Source organism: Paenibacillus amylolyticus (assembly GCF_036894225.1).
In the GTDB taxonomy this organism is placed as follows: domain Bacteria; phylum Bacillota; class Bacilli; order Paenibacillales; family Paenibacillaceae; genus Paenibacillus; species Paenibacillus amylolyticus.
Genome location: NZ_CP145892.1, coordinates 5,137,878 through 5,164,351, shown reverse-complemented (window position 1 = coordinate 5,164,351; position 26,474 = coordinate 5,137,878). Strand labels below are relative to the sequence as shown.

At 44.3% G+C, this 26,474-nt stretch carries 29 protein-coding genes; 24 read left to right on the top strand and 5 right to left on the bottom strand.

Annotated elements, in window-relative coordinates; translation table 11 throughout:
• Positions 1–77: 77 nt before the first annotated feature.
• Positions 78–980 (bottom strand): ArsR/SmtB family transcription factor, encoded by a 903-nt coding sequence (locus V6668_RS22880; protein ID WP_338706843.1) that lies wholly within the window; start codon positions 978–980, stop codon positions 78–80.
• Positions 981–1,160: 180 nt separating this feature from the next.
• Here V6668_RS22880 and V6668_RS22875 point away from each other — a divergent pair, with 180 nt between their 5' ends.
• The 14 genes from V6668_RS22875 (at position 1,161) to V6668_RS22810 (ending at position 11,504) form a co-directional block, all read left to right on the top strand.
• Complete coding sequence (locus V6668_RS22875; RefSeq protein ID WP_036674437.1) at positions 1,161–2,651, top strand: glycoside hydrolase family 43 protein; 1,491 nt, start codon at positions 1,161–1,163, stop codon at positions 2,649–2,651.
• Positions 2,652–2,749: 98 nt separating this feature from the next.
• Positions 2,750–3,322, top strand: a complete 573-nt coding sequence (locus tag V6668_RS22870; RefSeq protein WP_051450005.1) for a hypothetical protein — start codon at positions 2,750–2,752, stop codon at positions 3,320–3,322.
• 99 nt (positions 3,323–3,421) lie between these two features.
• A complete protein-coding gene (locus V6668_RS22865) occupies positions 3,422–3,967 on the top strand; it encodes a GrpB family protein (protein ID WP_036674436.1) in 546 nt (181 codons plus the stop codon).
• A gap of 41 nt (positions 3,968–4,008) precedes the next feature.
• Positions 4,009–4,431: a hypothetical protein gene (locus V6668_RS22860; RefSeq protein WP_036674434.1), complete on the top strand. Its 423-nt coding sequence runs from the start codon at positions 4,009–4,011 to the stop codon at positions 4,429–4,431.
• Positions 4,432–4,461: 30 nt separating this feature from the next.
• Positions 4,462–4,983 carry a cysteine hydrolase family protein gene (locus V6668_RS22855; protein ID WP_338706842.1) on the top strand — a complete coding sequence of 174 codons (522 nt, stop codon included), beginning with the start codon at positions 4,462–4,464 and terminating at the stop codon, positions 4,981–4,983.
• A gap of 125 nt (positions 4,984–5,108) precedes the next feature.
• Positions 5,109–5,465: a hypothetical protein gene (locus V6668_RS22850; protein WP_338706841.1), complete on the top strand. Its 357-nt coding sequence runs from the start codon at positions 5,109–5,111 to the stop codon at positions 5,463–5,465.
• A 537-nt stretch (positions 5,466–6,002) separates the two neighbouring features.
• Positions 6,003–6,539, top strand: a complete 537-nt coding sequence (locus V6668_RS22845) for a GNAT family N-acetyltransferase (RefSeq protein ID WP_338706840.1) — start codon at positions 6,003–6,005, stop codon at positions 6,537–6,539.
• Positions 6,540–6,569: 30 nt separating this feature from the next.
• Positions 6,570–7,049, top strand: coding sequence for a DinB family protein (locus V6668_RS22840; RefSeq protein WP_338706839.1), 480 nt, complete (start codon positions 6,570–6,572; stop codon positions 7,047–7,049).
• 42 nt (positions 7,050–7,091) lie between these two features.
• Positions 7,092–7,520: a GNAT family N-acetyltransferase gene (locus V6668_RS22835; RefSeq protein ID WP_164783343.1), complete on the top strand. Its 429-nt coding sequence runs from the start codon at positions 7,092–7,094 to the stop codon at positions 7,518–7,520.
• Positions 7,521–7,553: 33 nt separating this feature from the next.
• Positions 7,554–8,426 carry an aminoglycoside phosphotransferase family protein gene (locus tag V6668_RS22830; protein WP_338706838.1) on the top strand — a complete coding sequence of 291 codons (873 nt, stop codon included), beginning with the start codon at positions 7,554–7,556 and terminating at the stop codon, positions 8,424–8,426.
• Between the two features lie 135 nt (positions 8,427–8,561).
• Positions 8,562–8,909, top strand: a complete 348-nt coding sequence (locus V6668_RS22825; protein WP_338706837.1) for a hypothetical protein — start codon at positions 8,562–8,564, stop codon at positions 8,907–8,909.
• 239 nt (positions 8,910–9,148) lie between these two features.
• Positions 9,149–10,150 (top strand): endo-1,4-beta-xylanase, encoded by a 1,002-nt coding sequence (locus tag V6668_RS22820; RefSeq protein ID WP_338706836.1) that lies wholly within the window; start codon positions 9,149–9,151, stop codon positions 10,148–10,150.
• A gap of 199 nt (positions 10,151–10,349) precedes the next feature.
• Positions 10,350–10,520, top strand: coding sequence for a hypothetical protein (locus V6668_RS22815; RefSeq protein ID WP_164783344.1), 171 nt, complete (start codon positions 10,350–10,352; stop codon positions 10,518–10,520).
• Between the two features lie 165 nt (positions 10,521–10,685).
• Positions 10,686–11,504: a purine-nucleoside phosphorylase gene (locus V6668_RS22810; protein ID WP_036617166.1), complete on the top strand. Its 819-nt coding sequence runs from the start codon at positions 10,686–10,688 to the stop codon at positions 11,502–11,504.
• A 119-nt stretch (positions 11,505–11,623) separates the two neighbouring features.
• On the opposite strand, the gene V6668_RS22805 is transcribed toward V6668_RS22810, so the two are convergent.
• A complete protein-coding gene (locus tag V6668_RS22805; RefSeq protein WP_282320495.1) occupies positions 11,624–12,700 on the bottom strand; it encodes a LacI family DNA-binding transcriptional regulator in 1,077 nt (358 codons plus the stop codon).
• Positions 12,701–13,240: 540 nt separating this feature from the next.
• Between V6668_RS22805 and V6668_RS22800 the strand changes: the two genes are divergently transcribed.
• From V6668_RS22800 to V6668_RS22760, 9 genes are all read left to right on the top strand, one after another.
• Positions 13,241–14,101 carry an ABC transporter permease gene (locus tag V6668_RS22800; protein ID WP_223200008.1) on the top strand — a complete coding sequence of 287 codons (861 nt, stop codon included), beginning with the start codon at positions 13,241–13,243 and terminating at the stop codon, positions 14,099–14,101.
• A gap of 16 nt (positions 14,102–14,117) precedes the next feature.
• The gene (locus V6668_RS22795; protein WP_036617174.1) at positions 14,118–14,999 is read left to right on the top strand and encodes a carbohydrate ABC transporter permease; all 882 of its coding nucleotides are present in this window, start codon (positions 14,118–14,120) and stop codon (positions 14,997–14,999) included.
• 55 nt (positions 15,000–15,054) lie between these two features.
• Positions 15,055–16,662 (top strand): ABC transporter substrate-binding protein, encoded by a 1,608-nt coding sequence (locus tag V6668_RS22790; RefSeq protein ID WP_101314522.1) that lies wholly within the window; start codon positions 15,055–15,057, stop codon positions 16,660–16,662.
• Between the two features lie 25 nt (positions 16,663–16,687).
• A complete protein-coding gene (locus V6668_RS22785; RefSeq protein ID WP_338706835.1) occupies positions 16,688–18,160 on the top strand; it encodes a glycoside hydrolase family 32 protein in 1,473 nt (490 codons plus the stop codon).
• A gap of 28 nt (positions 18,161–18,188) precedes the next feature.
• Positions 18,189–19,088 (top strand): ROK family protein, encoded by a 900-nt coding sequence (locus tag V6668_RS22780; protein WP_338708991.1) that lies wholly within the window; start codon positions 18,189–18,191, stop codon positions 19,086–19,088.
• A gap of 244 nt (positions 19,089–19,332) precedes the next feature.
• Complete coding sequence (locus tag V6668_RS22775; RefSeq protein ID WP_338706834.1) at positions 19,333–19,776, top strand: GNAT family N-acetyltransferase; 444 nt, start codon at positions 19,333–19,335, stop codon at positions 19,774–19,776.
• A 146-nt stretch (positions 19,777–19,922) separates the two neighbouring features.
• A complete protein-coding gene (locus V6668_RS22770; RefSeq protein ID WP_338706833.1) occupies positions 19,923–21,119 on the top strand; it encodes an MFS transporter in 1,197 nt (398 codons plus the stop codon).
• On the top strand, positions 21,101–22,423 hold the full coding sequence (locus V6668_RS22765) for an LLM class flavin-dependent oxidoreductase (protein ID WP_338706832.1): 1,323 nt from the start codon (positions 21,101–21,103) through the stop codon (positions 22,421–22,423). The genes V6668_RS22770 and V6668_RS22765 overlap by 19 nt, the downstream gene beginning before the upstream one ends.
• Positions 22,424–22,569: 146 nt before the next feature.
• The gene (locus V6668_RS22760; protein WP_338706831.1) at positions 22,570–23,397 is read left to right on the top strand and encodes a sugar phosphate isomerase/epimerase family protein; all 828 of its coding nucleotides are present in this window, start codon (positions 22,570–22,572) and stop codon (positions 23,395–23,397) included.
• A gap of 70 nt (positions 23,398–23,467) precedes the next feature.
• Here V6668_RS22760 and V6668_RS22755 read toward each other — a convergent pair whose 3' ends face one another.
• Entirely contained in the window at positions 23,468–24,346 is an 879-nt protein-coding gene (locus V6668_RS22755; protein WP_338706830.1) for an SDR family NAD(P)-dependent oxidoreductase, read from the bottom strand.
• A 136-nt stretch (positions 24,347–24,482) separates the two neighbouring features.
• Between V6668_RS22755 and V6668_RS22750 the strand changes: the two genes are divergently transcribed.
• Complete coding sequence (locus V6668_RS22750; protein ID WP_076252854.1) at positions 24,483–24,944, top strand: MarR family winged helix-turn-helix transcriptional regulator; 462 nt, start codon at positions 24,483–24,485, stop codon at positions 24,942–24,944.
• A 130-nt stretch (positions 24,945–25,074) separates the two neighbouring features.
• On the opposite strand, the gene V6668_RS22745 is transcribed toward V6668_RS22750, so the two are convergent.
• Both V6668_RS22745 and V6668_RS22740 read right to left on the bottom strand, forming a co-directional pair.
• A complete protein-coding gene (locus V6668_RS22745) occupies positions 25,075–25,419 on the bottom strand; it encodes a hypothetical protein (RefSeq protein WP_338706829.1) in 345 nt (114 codons plus the stop codon).
• Positions 25,420–25,432: 13 nt separating this feature from the next.
• Entirely contained in the window at positions 25,433–26,392 is a 960-nt protein-coding gene (locus V6668_RS22740) for a hypothetical protein (protein WP_338706828.1), read from the bottom strand.
• Between the last annotated feature and the right edge of the window lie 82 nt (positions 26,393–26,474).

Below are 26,474 nucleotides of genomic sequence, written 5' to 3'. Positions count from 1 at the left end.
TAACTGAGGAGCAGCATTTTCGATGCGTCCCTCTCCTGTAGGTCAGGAAAGGGAGAATTCTTGTGCAGCTAGCCACTTTAACCCAATACACGTATAACAATGTCCTGATCATGGTTACCAAAACCGGCACCATAGATCGTTAATCCCCCTACATTGGGGCTTTCCTCGTCAACTGTGAAGCGAAGCGTCCAGAACGGTTCGCTAAGCTTAATATCCACGAGAGTAACGTCTGACATCCACTCACCGTCCATATACGTACCGGAACCATCAATGCGAATGGTCTTCAATAAACCGTATTGATTCACATTACGATGCCACCATTCTGGTGTATATTTTCCGCGTGCTGCTCTGCCAAAGTCGGCAGGGCTTGTCCACGTTCCAAGAGAAATGCCATTGAAGGTGAAACGAATATCGGAAGGCCAATGATCTCGCAATCCCGGAGCTTCAGACGCCAGTTCCATCGAAATTTCAATAGCATCGGTTGTCTGGTCAGGAGGGACAAAGTTCGGTGTTTTATATTCAACATAGCCCTTCCCAAACCACAAGATAGCGGCGTGTACCCGCTCGGGATCAAGGAAGTAACGGGGATCATCCCATACGCCGATTTCTTTCTCAAGTGTCCCTAGCCCACAAGTAGGATGAATATCAAAAGCAGTGTAGTGTCCCACGGCTATCGTCTGTTCTCTGGTTCGTGAAGTTTGGCTTGCGGATGGCAACTCGATCTCAATCTGATTTTGCTTGAGGTAACATAATTTGTGCGTCCCTCCGTTGATCCGAACTCGCCTGCTCCCAATTAGACCCGCATCCTCCAGTTTGCGAATATGCATCGTGACAATGGAGGGGCTAAGCTCTAATACTGCGGCAATATCCTTCACATTCATTTCGCGATCTGCAATCATATCCATGATTCTCCATCTGACCTCACTTGCCAGCGCCTCATATAAAGGAAGGAACTGGGGCTCTCCATTTGCTTTGATCATCTGTACAACTCCCTATCTTCACTCTTCTAAAATCACACATATATTAATTTAATAAAATTAGCTCCAAGATGCAATCCAGATTCATTGCAAGTTCACACCCAATGGTGTTTAATTTTTGTAGTTGTTACAAAGTTGAATTCTTATATTTGTGAATTTTATGATAAGAGATGGAGTGGAGTAATGAAATACAATAACCCTGTTGTAAAAGGTTTTTATCCAGACCCTAGTGTGATTAAGGTGCACGATACATACTATATGGTGTGCAGTTCTTTTCAATATTTTCCGGGCGTACCGCTCTTTGAAAGCAAGGATCTGCTGAATTGGAAGCAGATTGGTCACTGCCTGACTCGTAAAAGCCAGATTCAGCTCGAGACGGTGAACAGCTCCGGGGGTGTATTTGCCCCAACCATCAGGCATAATGACGGGCGTTTTTATATGGTCACAACGAATGATACGACGCATCAGAACTTCTATGTCTGGACGGACGATATTTACGGAGAATGGTCTGAGCCTATTTATGTGGATCAAGGTGGGATTGATCCCGATTTGTATTTTGAAGATGGAAAAACCTTATTTATGAGTAATGGCGTGGATGATGAAGGCGTTGGCGGAATTGTCCAGTGTGAGCTTGAGATTGAAACTGGTCGCAAACTTAGCCCAAGTCGTTCGATATGGAACGGAACAGGTGGACGATATCTGGAAAGTCCGCATCTCTATAAAATGAACGGTTATTATTACCTGCTTGCAGCTGAAGGCGGCACCGAATATGGTCATATGGTTACCTATGCTCGGGGGACTTCTTCTTCGGGACCGTTCGAAGCCTACGTGCACAATCCGGTTCTAACGAATCGCAATCTGGGCGGGTATGAGCTCCAGGGCGTGGGGCATGGTGATCTGGTTCAGGATGATCTGGGGAACTGGTGGCTCTTTCACTTGGGATTCCGACAGATCGGCAGATGGGCTACGTACCATCATTTGGGCCGAGAAGTATTTCTGACTCCGATTACGTTTGATGAAGACGGATGGTTTACAGCCGGGCATGAAGGTACAACGCTGACGAGTTTTGAGACTAATCGTATCCCGGACACGGTGATCCAGCAGGACAAGAAGCATTATACGTTTGAAAATACAGACTGGAACCTCGACTGGTGTTACCTTCGTCATCCAAATACAGAGCACTATCAGCTTGAATCAGACAAGCTTACGCTAACAGGAACCGATGTAACGCTGGACGTTCCGGCATCCCCGACGTTCATTGGGTTACGTCAAAAAGACTTTAATGCCACAATTTCAGTCGATGTCAGTCTGACGACTGGAGAAGCTGGGATCACGATCTACATGGATGAGAATCATCATTATGAAGTGGCTATTCGTGGGGAGCAGGACGGCTATAAGGTGATCGAGCGTCTAAACATCGGTGATATCAAATCGAGAGAACATGAAGTGGATCTGGGAAATAAACAGCATGCAACGCTGGTAATCCGTTCAAGCCAGGAACGCTACAGCTTCCTGTTTCAAGTAGATGGTGAAGAGATTCTGCTGGGCACGGCACAGACGAGATACCTATCCTCGGAGGTGGCAGGAGGTTTTACAGGCGTACTTATTGGGTTATACACGAGCGGGCAAGATGCTTCAGCTGAGTTTACAAATTTCAAGTGTGATTATCATTAAGAAGTTAAGGGAAGGGCCTAAGGGTCCTTCTCTTTTTTTTAATTTGTGTCAAAATATAGATATATTAATAAATGCCAATAGAAGAGAGGGATTTAAACTTGCAAGTACATTATAAAATGCCAGAATCCTTAGTAGACATCGTTCGAATAGATAAGAAATTACGTGAACAACATGTTGGAACCATCGACGATTATATGGGTTTTTATATTAGTTTTAACAATGATGATGATAGATACTACTGTACGCCAGATGATGCCATCATATTTGGAAGAACAGGGGCAGATGGTGACCATTTTGCTTTTTTCACGTTCAACAGATCCATTAGTGATTTGGAAGAAGCGCCTATTATCTTTATTCAACCTACGGCATTTGGGAATCAAGTAACGTTAGTGGCCAGAAACTTTAAGGATTTTGTAGCATTATTTATTATTCTTAAGGAAGTATATGTTTTGGAGAGATTTCGATTTTATAAGAACAAATTAGATTTTATGAACGACTATAACGATAACTATATGGAAGATATAAAGATGCGAGAGAGTGATAATCAATTAATTATTGAACTGTTAAAAGAGAATATTAAAGGTATAACAGAAATTGATGATGTGTACGAATATATGGTTGAATCCCAAAAACAAATAGAACTAGGGATAAACAATGATGATTTTGCATGATCTCTATATGGCATCACTAAATAATCTACATGTAACAAAAGGTTAAAAGAACGTGTTATTTAATTATATAGCTTGATTGAATAACCAAGGAGGAGTTGTATGGAGGATCAATGGAGAATTGCAAAGTATGATCCGGCATGGCGTGATTTGTTTCTCGAAACGGGTTCGAAATTAAGAGAAGCGTTAGGAAAAAAGGCCGTGCGGATTGACCATGTTGGGTCCACTTCAATTGTTGGAATAGATGCCAAACCCATCATAGATATACAAATATCTGTTTCTAATTATGAGAATCTGTTGGACTACAAACATGAGATTGAAACAGTCGGATTTGTATTCAGAGCAGAAAATCCAGATAAGACTAAACGTTACTTTCGTGAAGAACCCGGAAACAGAAGGATACATATACACGTTAGACAAGTAGGCAGTTTCTCCGAGCAGATGACCTTGCTGTTCAGAGACTATTTAAGGGAGCATCCAGAAGATTGTTTGAAATATGCAGAAGAAAAGCACAGACTCATGTCATTGTATAAAGATCAGCGTCCCAAATATGTTGAAGGAAAAGGACCAATGGTGTGGAGCATATTACAGAGAGCACATCGTTGGTCTCAAGAAATCGGATGGCAGCCGGCAAAATCTGACGCATGAGCACATCCAATGAATAGAGATAACTGTATTGGAGTGATGAGATGAACATGGGAAGAAAGCTGATGACAACCGTTCTAACCATCATTTGTTTTACTTTGGCTGCAAGTCTCATATCGATGAATGAAACCTACAGTTTTGATTTTTACATTCTTATTTATCCGATATACGCGACTCCATTGATCCTGTTGATCGGGCTACCTTTATCGATATTGTTAGACTATCTGCTCAGCCGAATACAATTCCCTAATCATGTGTTGTATCTAAGTACGAGGATATTAGGCTATGCATGTGCTGGAGTTTTGGGCATGTACATCTATTATCTGGTCATGGGCGCAGGAGAAGCAATCTTGGATTTCAAAGAGACGTTAGTTCTGACCTTATTTGGCGTTCTTGCCGCTATCCTATTTGTACTGATTGATATGGGATTGGAAGTTTTGTTAAAGGTACGAAGAAAAAAGAGTTGAATTAAATTGATTTGTCAGGAGGAAAGCAAAATGACAACGCATTGTGCACTTCTAATCATTGACGTACAGGTAGCGATGTTTGATGAAGCAGATCCCGTATATCAAGGGAAACGATTGCTTCAGAAGATCCAGGTGTTAATTGCCAGGGCCCGTGAAGCAGGGCATTCCATCATATATATCCAACACTGCGAAGGGGCAGGCAGTCCACTGGAACGAAGAACAACGGGGTGGGACATCCATCCGTCCATTGCACCTATAGCTGGTGACTTCGTTATCGAAAAAGAGACACCGGATTCGTTTCACAAAACCGATCTGCATCTGAAATTGCAAGAAGATGGCGTGACGGAGTTGATTCTCGCGGGTATGCAGACTGAGGTATGTGTGGACACGACTTGCCGCAGAGCGTTCAGTCTGGGTTACACGGTCAATCTGGTTCAAGATGCGCACAGCACATGGAATTCAAAGACACTTCAAGCGGAGCAGATTATTGAGCATCACAATACGGTACTGAGACTGTTTGCCAACGTGCTGGATACGGAGAATGCGCTGTAATGCTAGGAAAACGTAGGCGATTCTGGTTTTTCATAGGTGTGGCAATCATGTTTCTGTATCTTCTAATCACGAGTAACCCTGATCCAAATAAGCCGATTTCGAGAAATCAAGTGATAAGCACAGAGATGAGCATAGTCGTGTACACCAGGACAGGCGACGCTGGAGCACACGTTAGCATTGACAATGTTACGTTAAGTAAAGAAGACATTAGCCGTATAGTCGGCTGGCTGAATGCAGCCCCGGAAACAGCCAAAATACCAGTAGATGATGTCACAGGAAGTATTAGTGCGGGAATTGCTTTGAAATTAAAGCATAACGCTAAAGTTACGATTCAATACAATCGGAAACAGATTATTGTATCCACAAAAAGCAGATTTAATAGAGATTCGAAATATATACTTGATCAAAAGGACTTAAGAGACTTTTTGGATCAAAAGTTGGAAGGGACGTATTTTGGTGAAGATACCGTTAGTGTTGAATAAGGGGGAGATGTATTGACGATTAACAAAAGAATAATGAATCTATCAGCCTGGCTTGCTGTATTAGCCATCCTATGTATTCCTGGAACTTTACATACTGAAGATGGACCGCTCCGAACAGAGTATGGTTTCCCGCTCCGATTTTTTACGGATTATCATTATGCTAATTCTGAGGGAACTATCTGGTTTATATCTGGCATCTATTTAAATGTACTTCTATATTTGTTCAATGTCCTGTTTATTTATGCAGGAATTCATGTAATCTTGTATATAAAAAAGAAATTAACTAAATAAATTGAACTGAATATTTACACGAAACGGAGAGGACAGAAAAAACCTGAAGAAGCGAAGTGTTCGCCTAAAAGCTTTCTGAAAGAAAGCTGCATCGGAAGCATAGGCTCATCTCCGGAGTTTCCCATTATAAAATGAATCAAAAAAATTTGGGGATAACAGCGATCGGAAGGTTGTTCTGTCATCGGAGTGGTAAGTGTAAATATTCAATAGTTTAATTTATATAGATATAAAGATGGAGTGATAACGATGAAACAACTTCCAGTAGAATGGAAGTCAGACCGACTTATTATCTCGAATGTGGAAGAATCCGATATTCCTGAACTTGAGTCCTTATATGAAACCAGTCGGTACTTGCATCAATGGGATGGACAAGAGCATGATCGGAATTATGTGAAAGAATGTTTTGAAGAAGGCCACCTTCCGCCGGAAGGCAGGCTGGAGAATTATCGAATTCAATCCATTCGCACAAATGAGGATGACCGCTATATTGGTTTGTTAAGTGTGTACCATGGGTATCCCTCCGAGGATTCAATCTATCTCGAATTTTTATATATCCAGAGCGAGATCCAGAAGCAGGGATATGGACAAGAATTAATTCAGGCGTTGACGCGTCACTTTTCCGAACTTGGTTACAAGGAAATTCGAATCAACGTAGCGCTCAAAAATTGGACTGCATTACGCTTCTGGATCAAATCCGGATTCAATCAGATTAGTAGAATTTATGGTGATCTTGAACATTCGGAGGATACCGTTGCCAATACAGAATTGATCAAATCTCTCTGAAAAATATAGCCGATAAAGGGGAATATACCAATGGAAACATTCTTTCGTTATAACTGGATGGTACGTGAGCAATGGTATGTGTGGTGTGAAGATGTGCCGCTTGAAGAATTGCTTCGGCCTCGCATGGGCGGAGTAGGCAACATATTACAAACATTATTTCATATCATTGATGTAGAGTGGAGCTGGCTTCAGTTGCTACAGGGCAAACCGGATGATGCAGAAGATTTTGCAAACTACCAGAATCTTGAGGCGGTAAGGCGACTCGATCGCAAGTTACGTCCTGATGTGGAGGCATTTGTTAGAGCCTGGGATTCGAGTATGGAAAAAAGAGCTTATATTGATCATCGCTCAGCTGGCAAGGCCAGTACAGATTCATGGGGAGAAGTTATGCGACATGTGATCGCCCATGAGATTCACCATATGGGACAGCTGTCGGTATGGGCCAGAGAATTGGGCAAACAGCCAGTATCCGCCAATGTCATTGGCAAAGGCCTGATTATACCTGACTAACAGGGAGAGAGCGGCATGACATGAATGAACGGAGGAGAGGTTATGATTCATTGCAGGAGAGCTACGATTCAGGATGGCGAAGTGATGAGCCAATTATCCCATCAACTGGGTTATGTCAGCACAACTGAAGAAATCAAGGAGAGACTAACTCTTCTCTCTTCCTTACCAGACCATTATGTATGTGTAGCTGAGATTGATTCGAGGGTCGTAGGCTGGGGCCATGTACAGGGAAGACATTCCATTGAGAGTCCATCTTTTGCCGAGATTGGTGGACTAGTTGTGGATGGGATTCATCAAGGGATGGGGATTGGTAAGATAATCATGAGCGAATGCGAGGAATGGGCTCGGGTTAACGGCTTTGATAAGATTCGGGTACGTTGTAACGGAAAAAGGGAATCTGCACATCGGTTTTATATAGCTATCGGTTATGAAGAGAAGAAATGGCAGAAGGTATTTGATAAACGATTATAATCTAATCTTGTGTATCATGGAAGGAGGAGAACGATGACGATTCAACTTAGCCAGGTGAATTGGGTAGAACTGGATGAACGTATTCAGCAGGTGATTAAACAGGAGTATCAGATCATTCCCTTGTCACCTGGACTAGAAGCAACTGTGATGAAAATCGAAATGGGAGATCAGCGGTACGTCTTGAAAGTCTGGGACAAGGATTCTAAACCGGATATCGCCAAACAATATCGACTATTGTCCAAGCTTTATCAAAGTGGAATTCGTGTTTCCAAACCCTACGGTTGGGGATTAGACGAGCAAGAGAATCAAGTGCTGTTAACGAGCTATGATGGAGAGCGGATTACCCAATTAACACAGACCAAACTGACACATTTGGCTGAGCGATTAATGGAGGTCCATCGTTATCCGGTGAATGAAGTGGGTACTGGAGAAGATGAAGAATACATATTCAGGTACGATTTTGTTCAATACTTTTTTCCTCAAATTGAGTTACATGACGATATAAATGATCTTCTGGCAAACTTGATCCAGCAGGTCCAGATCAGACAGGACCGCTTGATTCATGGCGATTATAATCTGGGAAACATTCTTGAGATGGACGACCATTACACCATCATCGATTGGACTAATGGGCAATATGGTGATCCAAGGTACGATATGGCATGGTCTGTGTTTCTGATCACCGTCTATAATGGGGAAAGTTATGGCGAGATGTATCGCGCTCAATTTGCACGTTCTGCAAGTTATACGTACACGCTGGAAGAGGAGCAGGTTTTTGAAGCTGTAGCTTGTCTTCGCTGGATTCTGTTAAAGCGCGTTGGGGATGTCCCCATGGGGCCAGATGTAATGGAAAAGGTTCACAGCATGGCTGTCCATAATCCGTATTTGAATGAACCTCTGCTGTAATCGTAATACGGGGATATACAATGACGACAGTATACGATTAAGTAATAGAAAGACCACTTTTTTTAAATAAAATAAACAGTCAGTCCTAAACTAGCGATCCTCGCATACCTATGATAGTAGAGGAGCGTGATTGATATGGAGCAGAAAGTGCAAACTTACTTTGAACTGAAACAGCAGCAAAAACATATTGAGCAGCAGTTGTCTGTACTACGAGATGAGATTGTAGCGTATTGTGCAGAACAAGGGGTCTATGAGACGCAGGTTGGTGGTTACACCGTGAAAACAGTGCTTCAGAACCGGAAGGAATACGATGATCAGAAGCTGTATGCTTCTCTTCCAGACCCGGACATCTGGCGATTGTTATCCAAGGTAGACAGCCATAAGCTGAAAAGCCTGATTAAGCTGAACATTCTGTCCGAGGAACAAATTAACCCGGCATGCACAGTGAAACAGGTGACCTTGTTACAGGTGGACAAGCTGTAAGGCTTCATATCCTCTTTGTATATGAGTTGAATTTAATTGAACAGCCCGATCACAAAACACCTTCCGAGAAATGTTCTGTTCAGATGAGCAGTCGGACATACGTGGAGGTGTTTTTGTTGTGCAAACAGGGCCGATGATCATAAATAGTTAAATATGAGGGGGAAGAAGTATAATTTGTTCATTGTAAGCGTATTCAACAAACGATATGATGGATAAAAACTGGCAGGGAGGAATTGTAAATGCCAACCGAAATTCCATCACTACATGCTACGTACGCTAATACGTTCAAAATAGGTGCTGCTGTACATACCAGAATGTTGCAGTCCGAAGGAGATTTCATTGCCAAACACTTCAATAGTATCACGGCTGAAAATCAGATGAAATTTGAAGAAATTCACCCGGAAGAGGATCGTTATACATTTGAGGCGGCGGATAAAATTGTTGATTTTGCTGTTGCCCAAGGGATTGGGGTCCGCGGACATACTTTGGTCTGGCATAATCAAACATCGAAATGGGTCTTTGAGGATACCTCAGGTGCTCCCGCTTCCAGAGAGCTGTTATTATCTCGCTTGAAGCAACATATTGATACGGTAGTAGGTCGGTATAAGGGGCAAATATATGCGTGGGATGTCGTTAATGAAGCTGTTGAAGATAAGACCGACCTGTTCATGCGGGACACGAAGTGGTTAGAGCTGGTGGGGGAAGATTATTTGCTGCAAGCGTTCAGTATGGCTCATGAAGCTGATCCAAATGCTCTTCTTTTCTATAATGACTACAATGAGACGGATCCGGTCAAACGGGAGAAGATCTACAATCTGGTTCGGTCTTTGCTGGACAAGGGAGCGCCTGTACACGGGATTGGGTTGCAGGGGCATTGGAATATTCATGGTCCTTCGATTGAGGAGATCCGAATGGCTATTGAGCGTTATGCTTCACTGGATGTGCAGTTGCATGTTACGGAGCTGGATATGTCCGTGTTTCGTCATGAGGATCGTCGAACGGACCTCACCGCGCCAACTTCGGAGATGGCTGAGCTACAGGAGCGTCGATATGAAGAAATCTTTAATTTGTTCCGTGAATACAAATCATCTATTACCTCTGTGACATTCTGGGGAGTGGCCGACAATTATACCTGGCTCGACCATTTCCCGGTACGCGGACGCAAAAACTGGCCCTTTGTTTTTGATCAGCAGTTGCAGCCCAAGGAATCATTTTGGCGTATCATTAACCCTATGTCCTGAACATCAGGGAAGTGGAGAGAATCGGTCACGATGTGGCCGATTTTTTGCTGTAGTCAATATAGATTATACGGTGCGGTTATCTCGTGCATGATTAGAGGCGTTGATTTGTATGGATGATAAAAATATGGTATTAAATGGGATTATGTGATAGGGTTGAAGAAATGGTGAACCAAATTCTTTCCTGAAATGAGATGAGAAGATGGATTGCATCCGAAACTATTTAATTACTTTTGCCGGAAATTTCATATTTAGTTATTATATTTTTGAAGAAGGTACTTTTGCCAAACCGCTGATGTTTGCTACATTGATGCTGTTACTGATCATGACAATTGATTACATGAAAAGTAGAAACAAATATACATTGGATTAGGGTATGTCCATGTTTTTAAACGATTCTGGAGCATAGGGTCGTTTTTTTATTGTATATAGAACAGCTTCCATTTACATCATGACCATTGTTCATTACACTTGATGAGTAGCACCTCATTAACTCAGTTTTCGTTAACTCAATTCAGATCATCAGGAGGATATCATTATGCATCAATCCGCACATATTCAGGAAGCAAGAGATTACATATTAAACCGAATCCATACCAAACCTGCCGTAGGCATGATTCTGGGATCTGGACTGGGAGCGCTCGCGGACGAGATTGAAAATGCGACCGTTATTCCGTATACAGATATTCCGTATTTCGCTCAATCGGAGGCTATCGGTCATGCCAATGAATTGGTTATTGGTGAACTGATGGGCAAAACGGTTGTAGCGATGAAAGGCCGCCTTCATTATTATGAAGGTTTTACATTGGATGAAGTGACTTTCCCCGTTCGGATCATGAAGGCGCTGGGTGTCGAGCAATTGCTTATCACCAATGCCTGCGGAGCCATCAACACAAGCTTTGAGCCGGGTCAACTGATGCTCATTACAGATCATATTAACCTGGTAGGCAATAACCCGTTGATGGGACCGAATAATGCTGAACTGGGTGTTCGTTTTCCAGACGTATCACAGGTATACAATCGTGAACTGCGCAGTATTGCCCTTAAGGTTGCAGAAGAGCAGAATGTTGGCCTGCAGCAAGGTGTCTATGCATGGTGGAGTGGCCCGGCATATGAGACACCAGCGGAGATTCGCATGATTCGTACGATGGGTGCGGATGCAGTGGGTATGTCCACGGTACCTGAAGCCATTGTTGCCATTCATGGCGGTATGAAGGTACTAGGCATTTCCTGTCTGACCAACATGGCCTGTGGTATTCTGGATCAGCCGTTAAGTCATGATGAAGTTATTGAAGTGGCTGCGCAAGTGAAAACAACCTTTATCGGACTTGTAAAAGGCATCTTGAAAGAGATTTAATCGCGAGATGATTTTTTATCTAGGCCACGATGGATAGGATAGAGTTTTCATCCAACCAAATCGAAACCACAAAAAAACGTATGCTTCACGAGTTGTTACTCGTGAGACATACGTTTTTTTTATTTTGCAGAACTATGAACCATCTGAGAATGATCGGCCATGATTGCTGGTGTGGACTCCCTGATGATGGGTTTGGTCACAATGTGGGAGACCTGATACGGCTGTGTTGGACTATTAATCCGGGATAACAGCATCTCCGCAGTCTTAATGCCCATCTCATTGCTATAAATATGAACCGTCGTTAATGCTGGCTCAATAATTCGAGATTGGGGTGCATTATCGAATCCGCATATCGCAATATCCTGTGGGACAGCGACATTTCTGTCTTTTAACGCCCTGATCAGGTCAACTGCAATGAAGTCATTAGCGCATACGTAAGCGGAAGGTAGGGAGGCCAGCTCTTCCACTCGCTGGTTCAACCATCCTGGCTTGGAGAAACACAGGCGATCATTATCTACAATGCAATGGGACAGGTCGACCTGCAACCCCGCCTCCAGCATAGCACGCTGATATCCAACCCATCGTTCATTAAAGCTCTTGCAGTGATTGTAATCTCCGACGAATCCAATACTTGTGTAGCCGCTCTCAATTAATTTTGTGGTTAACTGATAGATGCTATGTTCATTCTCCATGAGTAGCAGATCTGCTTTGAATTCGGGATAACATATGTTGGAAGCGCAATCGATAAAGATGGTGGGAATGCCCAGATCGGTAATCAGCTGTGTATATTCCAGATCAAATAATTCAATGCAAATGATGCCGTCCACTTTGGCTATATCAAAATTGTTGGGAAGTGTAAGTGTATCTTGATCGTCTTCACGCACGATATGAATCGAGAGATTGTATCCCTCCGCACTGATTCTTTTCTCCAGACCGCTGATTAATAACGAACCAAAGTGAGATGTATTAGGCAGGTTTTCAGTTAACAGGGCGATATTGCCCGGAGCCTTGGTTAGAACATGCTCATTGTCCATATAGGCAAACTGTTTATATTTAAGTTCAATTGCTTTTTTAATTACACGATTTCGGGTTTCATCCGGGATGTTTCCGCTATCATTTAATGCTTTGGAAGCCGTATTCCTGGAGATCCCCAAAGCATCAGCGATGTCTTGTATCGTGACTTTTTCCTTTGCCATCTAATGCTTCACCTCTAATCATCAATAGTCATCCATATTCTTCTCTAAGTCAAATGTATAATAGAACGGGACAAATAGCAATCTCTGTTTTACAAATGCACAATTACATTTACATTTAGATAGTTGAATTCTATTTTCATAATTGTTCCAGAAGTTTTGTTAATTAGTGTAACAATGATAATCTATTACAGTCATGATATAGAAATATCTATGCGGGTATTAACGATTCAGTGCTGTATATATGCAAATTTAATCCTCTTTAGTTACATTGATGCAAAGATGAAATGATCAAATGCACAAATATTTTTTTACAAAACGTATTGACTAAATCCGTTGAAACCTGATAAATTGTAAATTATCAAATAGGCAATTGTAAATATTGAAAGCCCTTACTGAAAACAATTGTCAACTTCTAGAATGAACGGGGGTATCGTGTTGGATAACATAGCCGACAGCAAAAAGGGCGAAGGAAGGGTACTGAAAGTGAGGACGACAAGCGGTCATAGGTTACAGCAGCTCAAAAAAAATTACTTTTTATATATGTTGCTTGCACCAGCCTTAATTTTGACTCTTATCTTCAAGTACATTCCGATGTACGGAGCCATCATTGCGTTTAAGGATTTCAGTCCGATCAAAGGCATCATGGGTAGTGATTGGGTAGGACTGAAGCATTTCGAGAAATTTATAGCTTCACCCAATTTCGATATCATTTTAATGAATACGCTTAAACTCAGCTTTTTGGGATTGATATTCAGTTTCCCGGTGCCTATTTTACTGGCACTCATGCTGAATCAGGTACGCAAAGCTGGGATCAAGAAAAATATTCAATTGTTTCTGTACGCACCCAATTTCATCTCGGTTGTTGTGGTTGTGGGTATGCTGTTCATCTTCCTCTCACCGACAGGGCCAATTAATCAATTAGCCACATGGATTACAGGTCAGCCGATCATGTTCATGTCTGAACCGGAATATTTCCGCTGGATCTACATTTTGTCCGATATCTGGACCGGAGCGGGCTGGGCTTCCATCATATACGTCGCGGCTTTGGCCAATGTTGATCCGGAGCTTCACAATGCGGCTAATCTGGATGGAGCGAATCTCCTTCAGCGTATTCGCCACATTGACCTTCCAACGATTCGTCCGATTATGGCCATCGTCTTTATCCTTGCAGCTGGCGGGATTATGTCCATTGGATTTGAGAAGGCCTATCTGATGCAGACGTCCATGAACCTGCCTTCCTCCGAGATTATTGCCACGTATGTCTACAAGGTGGGACTACAGTCTGGAGATTACGCTTATTCTGCGGCAGTTGGATTGTTCAACTCGGTTATCAATGTGATTTTGCTGGTGACGGTGAACCTGATTGTGAAGAAATTGAATGAAGGCGAAGGCCTCTATTAGGAAAGGAGTATTATCCATGGTTGTTAAACACACGGGAATGGATCGGTTGATCCTCACACTCAATGCCATCTTTCTCACCTGTGCTGTACTGGTTGTGGTTGTTCCCCTGATTTATATTGTTATCGCCTCATTCATGGACCCCACGGTGTTACTGAATCGTGGACTGTCCTTTAATGTATCGGACTGGAGCCTGGACGGATATCAGATGATTTTGTCCAATCCAGCCATGATCCGGGGGTTTGCAAATGCGGTATTGTACTCGGTTTCCTTTGCACTGATCACCGTGACTGTATCCATATTTGCAGGTTATGCATTGTCGGATGATAGGCTCGCGGGACGTGGGTTTTTCATGATTATCTTTATCATTACCATGTTCTTCGGCGGGGGATTAATCCCTACTTATCTACTCATACGTAATCTCGGCATGCTGGATACGGTGTGGGCGATCATCATCCCTGGAGCCGTTAACGTCTGGAACATCATTCTCTCCAGAACTTTTTTCAAAGGAGTCCCTCGAGAACTGAAAGAAGCTGCTAACGTGGATGGCGCCTCTGAGATGAAGATTTTCTTCCAGATCGTCATTCCGTTGTCGAAACCGATCATTTTTGTACTCGCACTTTATGCGTTCGTTGGGCAATGGAATTCCTATTTTGATGCAATGATCTATCTCGATAATCCGAACCTGCATCCGTTACAGCTCGTTCTGCGTTCCATTCTGATTCAGAATCAGGCTGCACCGGGCATGATCAGTGATCAGCTCGCGATGGCAGAACTGAAACGGCTCTCCGAGATGATTAAATACTCAGCGATTGTCATTTCGAGTCTGCCACTCATCATCATGTACCCGTTTTTCCAGAAGTATTTCGAAAAAGGTGTCATGGTCGGTTCCCTCAAATAGTGAACAGCCTGCGATACAGTAAGTTGATCCAATCCAACTCATGGAGGTCATTATTATGAAAAAAGTAAACAAGTCCAGAAAAGCCGTTACAACGGCGTCCATTTCCATGTTATCTGCAATGCTCTTTCTAACCGCCTGTGGCGGAGGTGGAGGCGGCGCGGCAAGTGAGGCGCAATCCCCTGATGGCAAGGTGACATTGAATTTTATAACACAGAGCTCTCCGCTGGCTCCCGCTGATCCAAACGACAAGCTGATTAACAAGCGACTCGAAGAGAAAACCAATGTGCATATCAACTGGAAGAACTATACGAGTGATGTGTTTGCAGAAAAAAGAAACCTGGCGGTCGCCAGCGGTGATTTGCCGGATGCCATTTTTGATGCAGGTTACGGGGATTATGATCTCCTGAAACTGGCGAAGGACGGGGCGATCATTCCACTTGAGGACATGATTGAACAACACATGCCCAATCTGAAAAAGGTGCTGGAGGAAGCTCCCGAATACAAGAGCATGATCACGGCTCCAGACGGACATATTTACTCATTCCCATGGATTGAAGAACTCGGAAGTGGCAAACAACGGATTCAGGCAGTGGATAACTTGCCCTGGATTAATGTGGAATGGTTGAACAAGCTTGGACTGAAGATGCCAACGACAACCGAAGAACTGAAAGAAGTATTGATCGCGTTCAAAACTCAAGATCCAAACGGCAACGGTAAGGCCGACGAAATTCCGTTATCTTTCATTAACAAACCGGGCGGAGAAGATCTGACATTTCTCTTTGCGGCATTTGGACTCGGAGAGAACTGGGATCATACCGTGGTAACCAATGATGGGAAAGTGGTCTTCACGGCAGCTGATGAAGGCTACAAGGAAGCGGTTAAATACATTCATGAGCTGGTTAAGGAAGGGCTGATCGATGTCGAATCGTACCAGCAGGATTGGAACACGTATCTTGCGAAAGGCAAGGATAATAAGTACGGCATGTACTTCACATGGGATAAGGCTAACATTACAGGCATGAATGATACGTATGATGTTCTGCCTCCAGTTGCCGGGCCTAACGGAGAGGTTAATGTCACAAGAACAAACGGGATTGGGCTTGATCGTGGTCGCATGGTCATTACCAGCAGCAATAAAAACCTGGAATCCACAGCGAAGTGGGTAGATCAACTGTACGATCCGCTCCAATCTGTGCAGAACAACTGGGGTACTTATGGAGACGAGAGTCAGCAAAATATTTTTGAATTCGATGAAGCCAAAGGGATGCTGAAGCATCTGCCGCTGGAAGGATCTGCACCTGTGGAACTCAGACAAAAAACCAGTATCGCCGGACCATTGGCCATTCTCGACAGTTATTATGACAAATACACAACCAAACCGGAAGATGCGGCTTGGCGGATGGAACTTCTCGACAAGGTTATGGTTCCGCATATGAAAGCGGAGAACGTATATCCAAGTGTGTTCTTCTCCATTGATGAACTGGATCGCTTGTCCACGATTGAGACCGATCTCTTCGCCTACGTGTTACGTCTGCGTACAGAGTGGTATCAGAACGGGAAAATAGATCAGGAATGGGATGCTTACTTGAAAGAGTTGGATCGCCTTGGATTGCAAGAATGGCTACAGATTAAACAAGCGGGATATGACCGTAATAACAAATAAAGAAAAGTACGGAGGAGAAACCATAATGTCGACAATTCTTAAACAAGATTACAGAAATGAATACCATTTTTCACCGAAAGAAAAGTGGATGAACGACCCAAACGGCATGGTGTTTTTCAATGGGGAGTATCACTTGTTCTATCAGCATCACCCACATGGAACCACATGGGGGCCCATGCATTGGGGCCATGCAGTGAGCAGGGACCTGATTTCCTGGGAGGAACTTCCGATAGCTTTACTCCCCGATGAGAATGGCACTATATTCTCGGGAAGCGCCGTAGTGGATTGGAATAATACGACCGGATTCTTTGATGGTGAGCCAGGATTGGTTGCTATTTTCACCCATCATCTTGAAGTTAAAAACCAAGATGCCATACAAACCCAGAGTCTGGCGTATAGCAAAGACAGCGGCAGAACCTGGACTAAGTACGAGGGTAATCCGGTATTGAAGCATGAATCCTTTGTTGATTTCCGTGATCCCAAAGTGTTCTGGCATGAGCAGACCAAGGAGTGGGTTATGATTATCGCTTGTGGTCAAACGGTATGTCTGTATCGTTCTCCCAATCTGAAGGATTGGACGTTAGGAAGTGAATTTGGCGCCGGGATTGGTTCTCACGATGGCGTGTGGGAATGCCCCGACCTGTTCCCGCTTGCAGTGGATGGAGATTCAGGGCAGGAGAAATGGGTGATGCTTGTTAGCATCGGTGCAGATCCTGCTTTTATTGAAGGCTCCAGAACACAATATTTTACCGGAGATTTTGATGGAACTACATTTGTCCCAGACGAGGCCTCCCATACGGTTCGCTGGATTGATTATGGTCGGGATAACTACGCAGGAGTTAGTTGGTCTGACGTTCCTGAGGAAGATGGAAGACGCCTCATTATCGGCTGGATGAGCAACTGGATGTATGCCAACCAGACGCCAACCAATAATTACCGTGGAGCAATGACCATTGCCCGGGAGTTGACACTGGAGACAAGAGCGGGAGAAGTTATATTGATTCAACGTCCTGCACGAGAACTTGACCAAGCCCGTACGCCAGTACTGTCCCTACAGGATGTTTCGATTCAGCAAGTGAGTGAGCAGTTGAACACTTTGCAACTAGTGAACTATGAGATCCATGCAGAATGGGTTCAGGATCAGACGTTCCATTTTGCACTAAGAAGCGGCGCAGATCACGAGACGGTCGTTGGTGTAGACTCGATCCGAAGTGAAGTGTACGTTGATCGTAGTCGATCGGGCATCGGCAATTTTCATGAACTTTTCCTGAGCCGTCATACAGCTGAGTTAAAAGAAGTGAACGGAAATCAAAGTTTGCGTATCTTTGTAGATCATTCATCTGTGGAGGTATTTGCAAATGATGGTCAGGCGGTTATCACGGATCTGATCTATCCGGATGCGGATTGCCAAGGCATCTCTGCTCATGCCGAAAATACAGATCTGGTTTTCTCTTCACTTCATATCTATGAGATATCATCAACCAAGGCTAAAGGTTAATTGTAATGAAGGAAAGGAGCCCAGAATGATGCGTATTGGAGCTATAGAAGCGGGCGGAACAAAGTTTGTATGTGGTGTAGGTAATGAGCATGGACAGATTGAAGATCGGATCAGCTTTCCAACAGAACATCCGGAGACTACCCTTGCCAAGGTGATCGACTATTTCAGGGATAAAGATGTGGAAGCCCTGGGGATCGGCTCCTTTGGTCCGATTGATCTGCAACCGGATAGTCCCACCTATGGTTACATTACGACCACACCTAAGCCTGGGTGGGAAAACTGTAATGTGGTTGGAACCTTGAAGCATGAATTTCCGGTTCCTTTTGGATGGGATACGGATGTGAATGCTGCCGCGCTCGGTGAAGTGACGTGGGGAGCGGCGCAAGGACTGGACAACTGTGTATATTACACGATTGGTACAGGCGTTGGTGTCGGACTTGTGGCAGGGGGCAAACGAGTACACGGATTGTTACATCCCGAGGGTGGACATATTCGGACAAGACGCCATCCAGACGATCACTTTGCCGGATTATGCCCATATCATGGCGATTGCTTGGAGGGAATGGCAGCAGGTCCAGCCATTGAAGCTCGTTGGCAGATCCCTGGCAATGAACTGCCGGCAGATCATCCGGCGTGGGAGATCGAATCCTTTTACATTGCGGAGTCGATTACTACGGCCATCTTGCTTCATTCGCCGCAAAAGATCATCTTGGGTGGTGGTGTGATGCAGCAAGATCATCTGTTTCCTATGATCCGGGAGCAGGTAGTGCGGAATCTCAATGGTTATGTGAATGCAGCCCCAATCACGCAACATATCGACCAATATATTGTGCAGCCCGGATTGGGCCAGCATGCAGGCCTATGTGGTGCGTTAGCATTGGGTCTGGAAGCATTACAACATGCGGCACAAGCTTCACATGTTTCATAGTTTTCTATAATAATCTACATCCCAGAAGGGATGGCTGCGGGTTCGCTTATTGGTATAAGCAAGACTGCACCGTCCTTTTTGGGCTTTTTTATTTTTTTGAGGAGTTCAGTATGTTTGAAAAATATAGTGCGTTCTAAAATCCGATGTTGCTCAAGTGAGCTGCCAAAGGTATGATTTTTAGTGTTCTATAGTGCGATAAGACATTCAAAAATTAACGTGTCTCTAATGGAAAGGAATTCAACAAATGAACCCAATAACAATGCGTCAAGCTGCACAGGCGGACCAAGAGCAACTCGCTGATTTGCGAGCCTTGGTATTATACGATGATCTAACCAGACTGGGAAGGTACGATGATGTGAAGGTGCGTGAACGTTTCCGGAATACATTCAATCCTGCCCAGACACAGATTATTGAAGTGGAGGGTTCAATGGTAGGTTGTGTAGCGTTAAAGCCCAAGGCTGAGGCATATCTATTGGAACATTTCTACATACATCCCGATTATCAAGGCCAGAGAATAGGAACTCAGGTACTGAACATGCTGCTGGAACAGGATGAAGTTCAGGGGAAACGTGTTATTTTAAATGTTTTGCAGGGAAGCCCTGCTCGTCGATTGTATGAACGATTTGGATTTGTGTTGGATAGTGAAGACGAGGTTGATGTGTTTATGTCGGTCCAATTGTCGGGATAGTATGATTGCGATATGTAGTAGACCCATTCATTTAATTCTTGAATGGGTCTATTGAACTTTTCTATTATACTTTCCATTGGTCGTACCCTAATATGGATGATAACCTACTTTTTATATAGGAATTATATAGTATGGAGAATGCCAAGATGCCACAATGGAAGCGAAATCTGTATATTCTGTGGTTCGGCCTGTTTTTTAATCATATGGCGTACTCGCTGTCCGTTCCGTTCTTTCCTATATTTCTGCAAAATGATCTTGGTATACAGAGCGGTCTGGAAGCTTGGTCCGGTATTTCGATCTCCATCAGCTTTCTGATCAGCGGATTATGCGCACCCTTCTGGGGATCACTGGCTGATAAATATGGCAGCAAACTGATGCTGGTCCGTTCTGGTGTAGGGCTAGGCGTTGCACATTTGGCTAACTTCTTTGTTTACGATCCGTATACGTTTATCGCGGTGAGGGTCTTTCAGGGACTCATGGCTGGTTTTCATCCCGCCTCGATTACACTGATTGGCACCAATACTCCGGAGAAACAGGTGGGTTATGCACTTGGCGTGATCTCCACGGCCAGCGCTGCGGGTGGGATTCTTGGTCCTCTGGCCGGTGGTGTGTTGAGTCACTGGATCGGACTGCGGGGATGTTTCATTGCATCGGCCGTGATTACGTTACTCGCGGCTCTGATGGTTCTCGGTGTTAAGGAGTCACGACAAGCTCGTACGATCGTTCCAACAAGGATCATAGGGGATTTGAAAAGAGCGGCTTCCACGCCGGGTTTGATGCGAATCTACGGTTTGATTCTCCTAGTCTCGACCTCCGTGCTCATCATCGAACCGGTGCTGACGCTCTATGTGGTTCAGATTGGCGGAGATGTTGGCAGTGCAACACTCAGTGCAGGGATTGTCTTCTCGGCGATTGGTGTGGCAACCGTCATTATGGGGCCGCGCTGGGGCAAGATTGGTGGAAGGATCGGATACGAGAAAACCCTGTTTATTGGTCTGATTGGCGGTGGAATTGGCAGTCTGCTTCAAATGACAGCAACGAATCTGATTTATTTTGGCAGCCTGCGATTTGTTTATGGTTTGTTCTTTGCCGCAGTTTATCCGGCGCTTAATGCGCTGATCATCAAATATGCTGATCACGACTTTCGTGGGAGGGCTGTCAGTCTGAGTCAGACGGCGAGTCAGTTCGGTATTGTGCTTGGACCGTTAATCGGTGGTTTTCTCGGTGGATGGATCGGCATTCCGTTTATTTTTCTCTTCACAGGAATTGTATTGCTTGGAGCGGCGTGGGCAGTGTCATCACCACAACATAGGGAGGAATATATATGTCGCAACGACAATTGAAGTTGGGAGCTAATCTGAACGGAGTGGGTAACAGCATTTCCTTTTGGCGTCACCCGGATATTCCCATTAACGCGAGCGTTAGCCTGGAATTCTACAAGAAGCAGGTGCGTATCGCGGAAAAAGGGAAGTTTGATCTGCTCTTTATTGCAGATGGCCTCTTCATCAACGAGAAGTCCAATCCTCATTTTCTCAATCGCTTCGAACCTTTGACGCTTCTGTCCGCACTCACCGGGGCAACTTCCCACATCGGGCTGGTTGCTACATTATCTACTTCCTATAGTGAACCCTTCACGGTTGCGCGGCAATTTGCCTCGTTGGATCAATTAAGCGGTGGGAGAGCCGGATGGAATGTGGTTACTTCACCTCTGGAAGGATCGGCCCTTAACTTTGGCAAAGGCGAACATCCCAACCATGCGCTGCGCTACGAGATTGCGGAAGAACATCTGAATGTGGTCAAAGGCCTTTGGGATTCCTGGGAGGACGATGCCTTTATCGGAGACAAAGAGCAGGGCGTATTCTTCGATCCTGCCAAGTTACATACACTGAATCACAAGGGAGCGCACTTCTCGGTACAGGGTCCGCTTAATGTGGGGCGTTCGAAGCAGGGGCATCCGGTCATTTTCCAAGCGGGCTCATCTGAATCTGGTAAAGATCTGGCCGCCCGATCGGCGGATGCCGTCTACACAGGACATGAGACGCTGGAGGAAGCAAGGGAGTTCTACCGCGATGTGAAAGCAAGAGCGGTGGCTTATGGACGCAAGGCAGAGGATATCCTGATCTTCCCGGGCATCGGCCCGATTGTGGGTAGAACAGCGGAAGAGGCGGAGCAGAAATATCAGGAAATTGCCGAACTGGTGAATATTCATCAGGCGTTGAATTATCTGGGGCGGTACTTCGATCATTATGACTTCTCCCAATACGCACTGGACGAACCTTTCCCCGAGATTGGGGAGATTGGCAGCAACAGCTTCCGCAGTACAACAGATAAGATTAAGCAGCAGGCACGAGAACAAGGGCTGACCTTGCGTCAAGTGGCATTGCTGGCATCCACTCCACGTACATCGTTCATTGGTACACCGGATCAGATCGCAGATCAGATTCAGGAATGGTTTGAAGGCGAAGCGGCAGACGGATTCAATGTTCGTACCGTGGTGCCCAATGGATTGGAAGATTTCGTGGAGCTAGTTGTTCCGGTTCTGCAAGAACGAGGGCTGTTTCGTACGGAGTATGAACATGAGACGCTTCGGGAGAATCTGGGTCTTGAGATTCCACGTAATCGGTATACGCTGGAGAGTGTGAGATAGAGATGTTAGAGCGGTAATGACGTTAATATAACGTTGTTGCGGCTCTTTTTTGATGGTTTCTTTTTCGGAGAGTACTGCTATTATAAAATGATAAAGAAAATGATACACAAGCTGCAATTCCAGACGAGTCACAGGAGGAGATTGGGATGATTAGAGGGTTAACGAATGCGGGACTGGGCAATATCGAGTCTGATGAACAATATATCATAGATGCGGCCAAGCACGGATTCGGATCTGTAGATTTGAATCCGCTCTCATTGATTGAAACGTATGGCAAGGAACAGGCGCAACATCTGCTGGAAAGCAATCAGGTGATCATCGGTTCATCGGGCCTGGCGGTAGAGTGGCGGACGACAGATGAGCAGTTTCGTGAGGGATTGCAATCGTTGGTCTCTATGGCAGAAGCCTCTGCTTCGCTGGATTGTTACAGCTGTTGCACGTATATTTTACCCTCAACGGATCAACCGGCAGCGCAATATATGGCCGCGGCTACGAAACGCTTGAGACTTTGCGCAGATATCTTGGACACTTACGGCATTCGATTAGGGCTGGAGTTTGTTGGCTGCCACCATTTGCGGACGCAATGGAAGAATCCGTTTATCTGGCGTGTGGAAGATACGCTGGACTGGATCGAGACGATCCATGCGCCTAACGTAGGTTTACTGGTAGATTCCTATCACTGGCATACGAATGGTTTACCGATGGAAGATCTGCTGAAGCTGAAGAAAGAGCAGATTGTTCATGTCCATATCAACGATGCTTATGATTTGCCGATCGAGGAATTACTGGATTATGAGCGTTTATACCCCGGCGAAGGGGTTATTGATCTGAGTGGATTTCTGAGAAACCTGCAGGCGATTGGCTACAATGGTGTGGTGGCTCAGGAAGTACTAACTCCAGCGCCGACCCTAAGTTTGAGTGAAATATTGGCTAAGTCGAAAGCAGGTTTTGACAAGGTATTTGCGGCAATCTAAGTTACTGAAAAAAGGAGGGGGTGTTCCTAGCTATGTTTCTGGCTTATGGAACACCCCTGTTCTTGTTCAATTAATCTAGCACGCCGTGATCTTTCATCAGTTGTTTCGTAACGATCCATAGTCTGTTTTGCATGGCCTCATCTCCACCAGGATGTATAGGAACAATAGATGCTCCAGTTCCCACATTAAAATATCCTCCTGAAACCTCGCCATACTTCGGTTCCACAGCCAACCGAGTAATGATATCCGCACCCCGGCGCGGGTCGCCAATGTGCAAAAAGGTTAACATGCGTTCAAGCACACTTGCAAACCATAGCTCTCGTCCTAGACCCGTAACATTAAAGCCAGGATTCAAGGCATTTACGCGAATTCCGGTTTCACGCCATTGTCTCGCTAGTTCACCAGTAAACATAATATTGAGCAGTTTGGTTTTGCCATAGATTGGAGAGGAACCACGTGCAGTAAAAGGAGTGATATCCGTTAAGTCATCTGGCAACACCAGAGTGCCGTGATTCCGCGAAGCTTCAGATGCAACATTGACGACTCGGGCATGGCCGGATTGAATCAGGGAAGATTGCAAGGTGTGCGTTAATAGCCAAGGCGCCAAATAGTTGACGGCTATCATCTCAGCATATCCTTCGGACGTGACTCTCTGTTCAAAAGCATGAAGTCCGGCATTATTCAAAAGTACGTCTATACAAGGATAAGCGGCTGCAATCTCAAGCCCAACACGTTTTACATCACTTAGTAAGGACAAGTCTCCATAGAAAAATTCGATTTTGGCAGAAGGCATGATTTCCTTGATTTTGTACTTGGTAGCCTCGGCACGTTCCTTGCTTCGGGCTGTGAGTATAAGATGTGCCCCGCGTTTGGTGAGTTCCATGGCAGCAAGCTGCCCTAAACCGCTTGTTGCTCCGGTAATTACAATAATGGGATGTTTAGTTCTCATAAGAAGATCTCCTTTTGACACAAATAGATTCGGAATTATATAATGGACATAAATCAACTATAAATATTAATTGATATTTGTCAACTATATTTCTAGAAGTCTACTTTCATGTATCGAGGAGAGGGAGTTAACAATAATGAGTGAAAATCCAGTCAAAACCAAAGATAGAGCAACCCTCGAGCTAGCGCTGGGTGAGCAGATTCATGCACTGATCAGTGCTTCGCATGCGCTTAACGTTCGATCTGCCGAACGTTTTGATGCGAACCTGCAACCTGCCGCTTTTCAACTGGTACGGTGGCTCTACTCCTATGGCCCAACAAGTGCCGCGGCTTTGGCAGAAGCGAATGCAATGGACCGCAGCTCGGTCAGCCGATTAATCAAACAACTCGAAAAGTCGGGATATGTTAGCAAAGAGCAAGACCCCAAGGATCGGCGCGGGGTGTTACTATCTCTTACGGAACTTGGTCAACAATCGACGGTTGGTGCGCTCAAGGAGAAGGAGTCCGCTTTTTATGACCGTATATCCAGATGGGATGATAAGGAACTGGAGCGTTTCACCGCCATGCTCAGGCAGTTTAACGGATTGGAAGAAAAGTGAGAGGTTCTATAGTGTGGATTGTATTTGATACCCGAACCATAGGACATGTCACCATTGAGCGAGGTAGACTACAAATTCATAGCAAAAGCGGACATCCGGTGATGTCCGCTCGTGAAGTTCCCAGATCATTTTATAGTTTCCAGAGAAGCTGCGGGATTTTATATCGGAAACCCTGATGGTTTCCTTTTCTCACATATATCCAAGGTGGTGGGACAGGGGTGCCTAGTGCTTTATACAAGACATTCCCTTCATCGCTTACGGAATATTCTTCGATACTATTTTGCATATCCTCCCAATGAACCTTACCTTGGTAAGACAGTGTCTGCCCTTGAACGATAACATGAGGTGCACCTGAAATAACTCTCTGCGTTATGTTGAGAACTCCAACCTTTCCTGAGGACAACATCATCAATTCGCTCATGAAAAGTATAATAATCAAAATGACTATGCTCACAATCCATCGCTTTTTTCTCATTTTGTGATCTCCACTACCTAGGGATCATTCCCTCATAGTTAATGTCTTTTAATGACATAATCTCGTCAGAGATGGTATTGATTTTGACTGAATAGGGCTTAATAGCTTGCAGGAGTTCATTAATGATTTTCTTGCGATCCTTATTAAAGACGGCAGATGTTATGTGATTCTCTTTTAATACGTTATCGTTCATTATGACTTGTTTAGAATAACTAACTGAATCACTATAATCGATTAGATGCCTAACCCCCGTGAATTTGCCACTAGTTAATGTACCTTTGGAGAATTCGGATGGTTTAATCCCAATATATTTTTCAGAAGAACCGTGTTTCTTTTTATAATTGATAATCGTGTCAAAAAAGTCCTTATCTCCGGTTAACTTTTCGTTGAAATAATCATTTTTGAGAGTAATCGTAGTTGTATGATCAGTATATCCTAGTGAGACAGTATCTGAAGAGTGGATTGCGTAATATCCCTGAGACATCTTGCCCTGATTGAATGTTCCATCGTTAATGGTGTTGTTGTAACGGTCATGTACAGGGTAAACCTTGCCATCAGAAGTAAGATACTGTACTTCTAACCATTGCGTAATTTCTTTTCCTTTACCATGATATGTATCATTAATCCACGATCCTGTGTAGGTTTTTGTAGTGAATTCACCTGTTCCATGGCCCATATTAGATTCATTGTAATCCTCAAAGGGGACACCTCCACCTTCAACTAATGTATATGTATACTTGCCTTTTCCTTGCCGCTTACCACTCACCCAATCTCCAGAGTAAACTTCGGTTTCTCCCCATCTTGCGGTTCCTTTACCATGAGGTTTCCCGTTTAAAATTTCACCATAGTACGTCGCTCCATCTGACAATTTTAAGGTTACTTTCTTCGATGCTGCTTCTGTTGGAGTAGAGCTTGATAATAGTCCAATGATAATAGTGATCGTTAATCCAAAACCTAGATAGAATCTTTTCAAAAGTGTGTAACTCCTTCTATGAATTTGATCTTTACGTTGTTAGCCATCTCCAACATTATCGGTTTATGTATCGTATTTTTCC

Bases quoted from the DNA above. Each gene is read 5' to 3' on its own strand.
- V6668_RS22875 (WP_036674437.1), top strand. From the start codon at position 1,161: ATGAAATACAATAACCCTGTTGTAAAAGGTTTTTATCCAGACCCTAGT.
- V6668_RS22860 (WP_036674434.1), top strand. From the start codon at position 4,009: ATGAACATGGGAAGAAAGCTGATGACAACCGTTCTAACCATCATTTGT.
- V6668_RS22845 (WP_338706840.1), top strand. From the start codon at position 6,003: ATGAAACAACTTCCAGTAGAATGGAAGTCAGACCGACTTATTATCTCG.
- V6668_RS22770 (WP_338706833.1), top strand. From the start codon at position 19,923: ATGCCACAATGGAAGCGAAATCTGTATATTCTGTGGTTCGGCCTGTTT.
- V6668_RS22850 (WP_338706841.1), top strand. From the start codon at position 5,109: ATGAGCATAGTCGTGTACACCAGGACAGGCGACGCTGGAGCACACGTT.
- V6668_RS22820 (WP_338706836.1), top strand. From the start codon at position 9,149: ATGCCAACCGAAATTCCATCACTACATGCTACGTACGCTAATACGTTC.
- V6668_RS22805 (WP_282320495.1), bottom strand. From the start codon at position 12,700: ATGGCAAAGGAAAAAGTCACGATACAAGACATCGCTGATGCTTTGGGG.
- V6668_RS22775 (WP_338706834.1), top strand. From the start codon at position 19,333: ATGAACCCAATAACAATGCGTCAAGCTGCACAGGCGGACCAAGAGCAA.
- V6668_RS22810 (WP_036617166.1), top strand. From the start codon at position 10,686: ATGCATCAATCCGCACATATTCAGGAAGCAAGAGATTACATATTAAAC.
- V6668_RS22835 (WP_164783343.1), top strand. From the start codon at position 7,092: ATGATTCATTGCAGGAGAGCTACGATTCAGGATGGCGAAGTGATGAGC.
- V6668_RS22765 (WP_338706832.1), top strand. From the start codon at position 21,101: ATGTCGCAACGACAATTGAAGTTGGGAGCTAATCTGAACGGAGTGGGT.
- V6668_RS22790 (WP_101314522.1), top strand. From the start codon at position 15,055: ATGAAAAAAGTAAACAAGTCCAGAAAAGCCGTTACAACGGCGTCCATT.
- V6668_RS22745 (WP_338706829.1), bottom strand. From the start codon at position 25,419: ATGAGAAAAAAGCGATGGATTGTGAGCATAGTCATTTTGATTATTATA.
- V6668_RS22800 (WP_223200008.1), top strand. From the start codon at position 13,241: ATGTTGCTTGCACCAGCCTTAATTTTGACTCTTATCTTCAAGTACATT.
- V6668_RS22780 (WP_338708991.1), top strand. From the start codon at position 18,189: ATGCGTATTGGAGCTATAGAAGCGGGCGGAACAAAGTTTGTATGTGGT.
- V6668_RS22880 (WP_338706843.1), bottom strand. From the start codon at position 980: ATGATCAAAGCAAATGGAGAGCCCCAGTTCCTTCCTTTATATGAGGCG.
- V6668_RS22840 (WP_338706839.1), top strand. From the start codon at position 6,570: ATGGAAACATTCTTTCGTTATAACTGGATGGTACGTGAGCAATGGTAT.
- V6668_RS22785 (WP_338706835.1), top strand. From the start codon at position 16,688: ATGTCGACAATTCTTAAACAAGATTACAGAAATGAATACCATTTTTCA.
- V6668_RS22825 (WP_338706837.1), top strand. From the start codon at position 8,562: ATGGAGCAGAAAGTGCAAACTTACTTTGAACTGAAACAGCAGCAAAAA.
- V6668_RS22830 (WP_338706838.1), top strand. From the start codon at position 7,554: ATGACGATTCAACTTAGCCAGGTGAATTGGGTAGAACTGGATGAACGT.
- V6668_RS22865 (WP_036674436.1), top strand. From the start codon at position 3,422: ATGGAGGATCAATGGAGAATTGCAAAGTATGATCCGGCATGGCGTGAT.
- V6668_RS22855 (WP_338706842.1), top strand. From the start codon at position 4,462: ATGACAACGCATTGTGCACTTCTAATCATTGACGTACAGGTAGCGATG.
- V6668_RS22750 (WP_076252854.1), top strand. From the start codon at position 24,483: ATGAGTGAAAATCCAGTCAAAACCAAAGATAGAGCAACCCTCGAGCTA.
- V6668_RS22755 (WP_338706830.1), bottom strand. From the start codon at position 24,346: ATGAGAACTAAACATCCCATTATTGTAATTACCGGAGCAACAAGCGGT.
- V6668_RS22760 (WP_338706831.1), top strand. From the start codon at position 22,570: ATGATTAGAGGGTTAACGAATGCGGGACTGGGCAATATCGAGTCTGAT.
- V6668_RS22795 (WP_036617174.1), top strand. From the start codon at position 14,118: ATGGTTGTTAAACACACGGGAATGGATCGGTTGATCCTCACACTCAAT.
- V6668_RS22815 (WP_164783344.1), top strand. From the start codon at position 10,350: ATGGATTGCATCCGAAACTATTTAATTACTTTTGCCGGAAATTTCATA.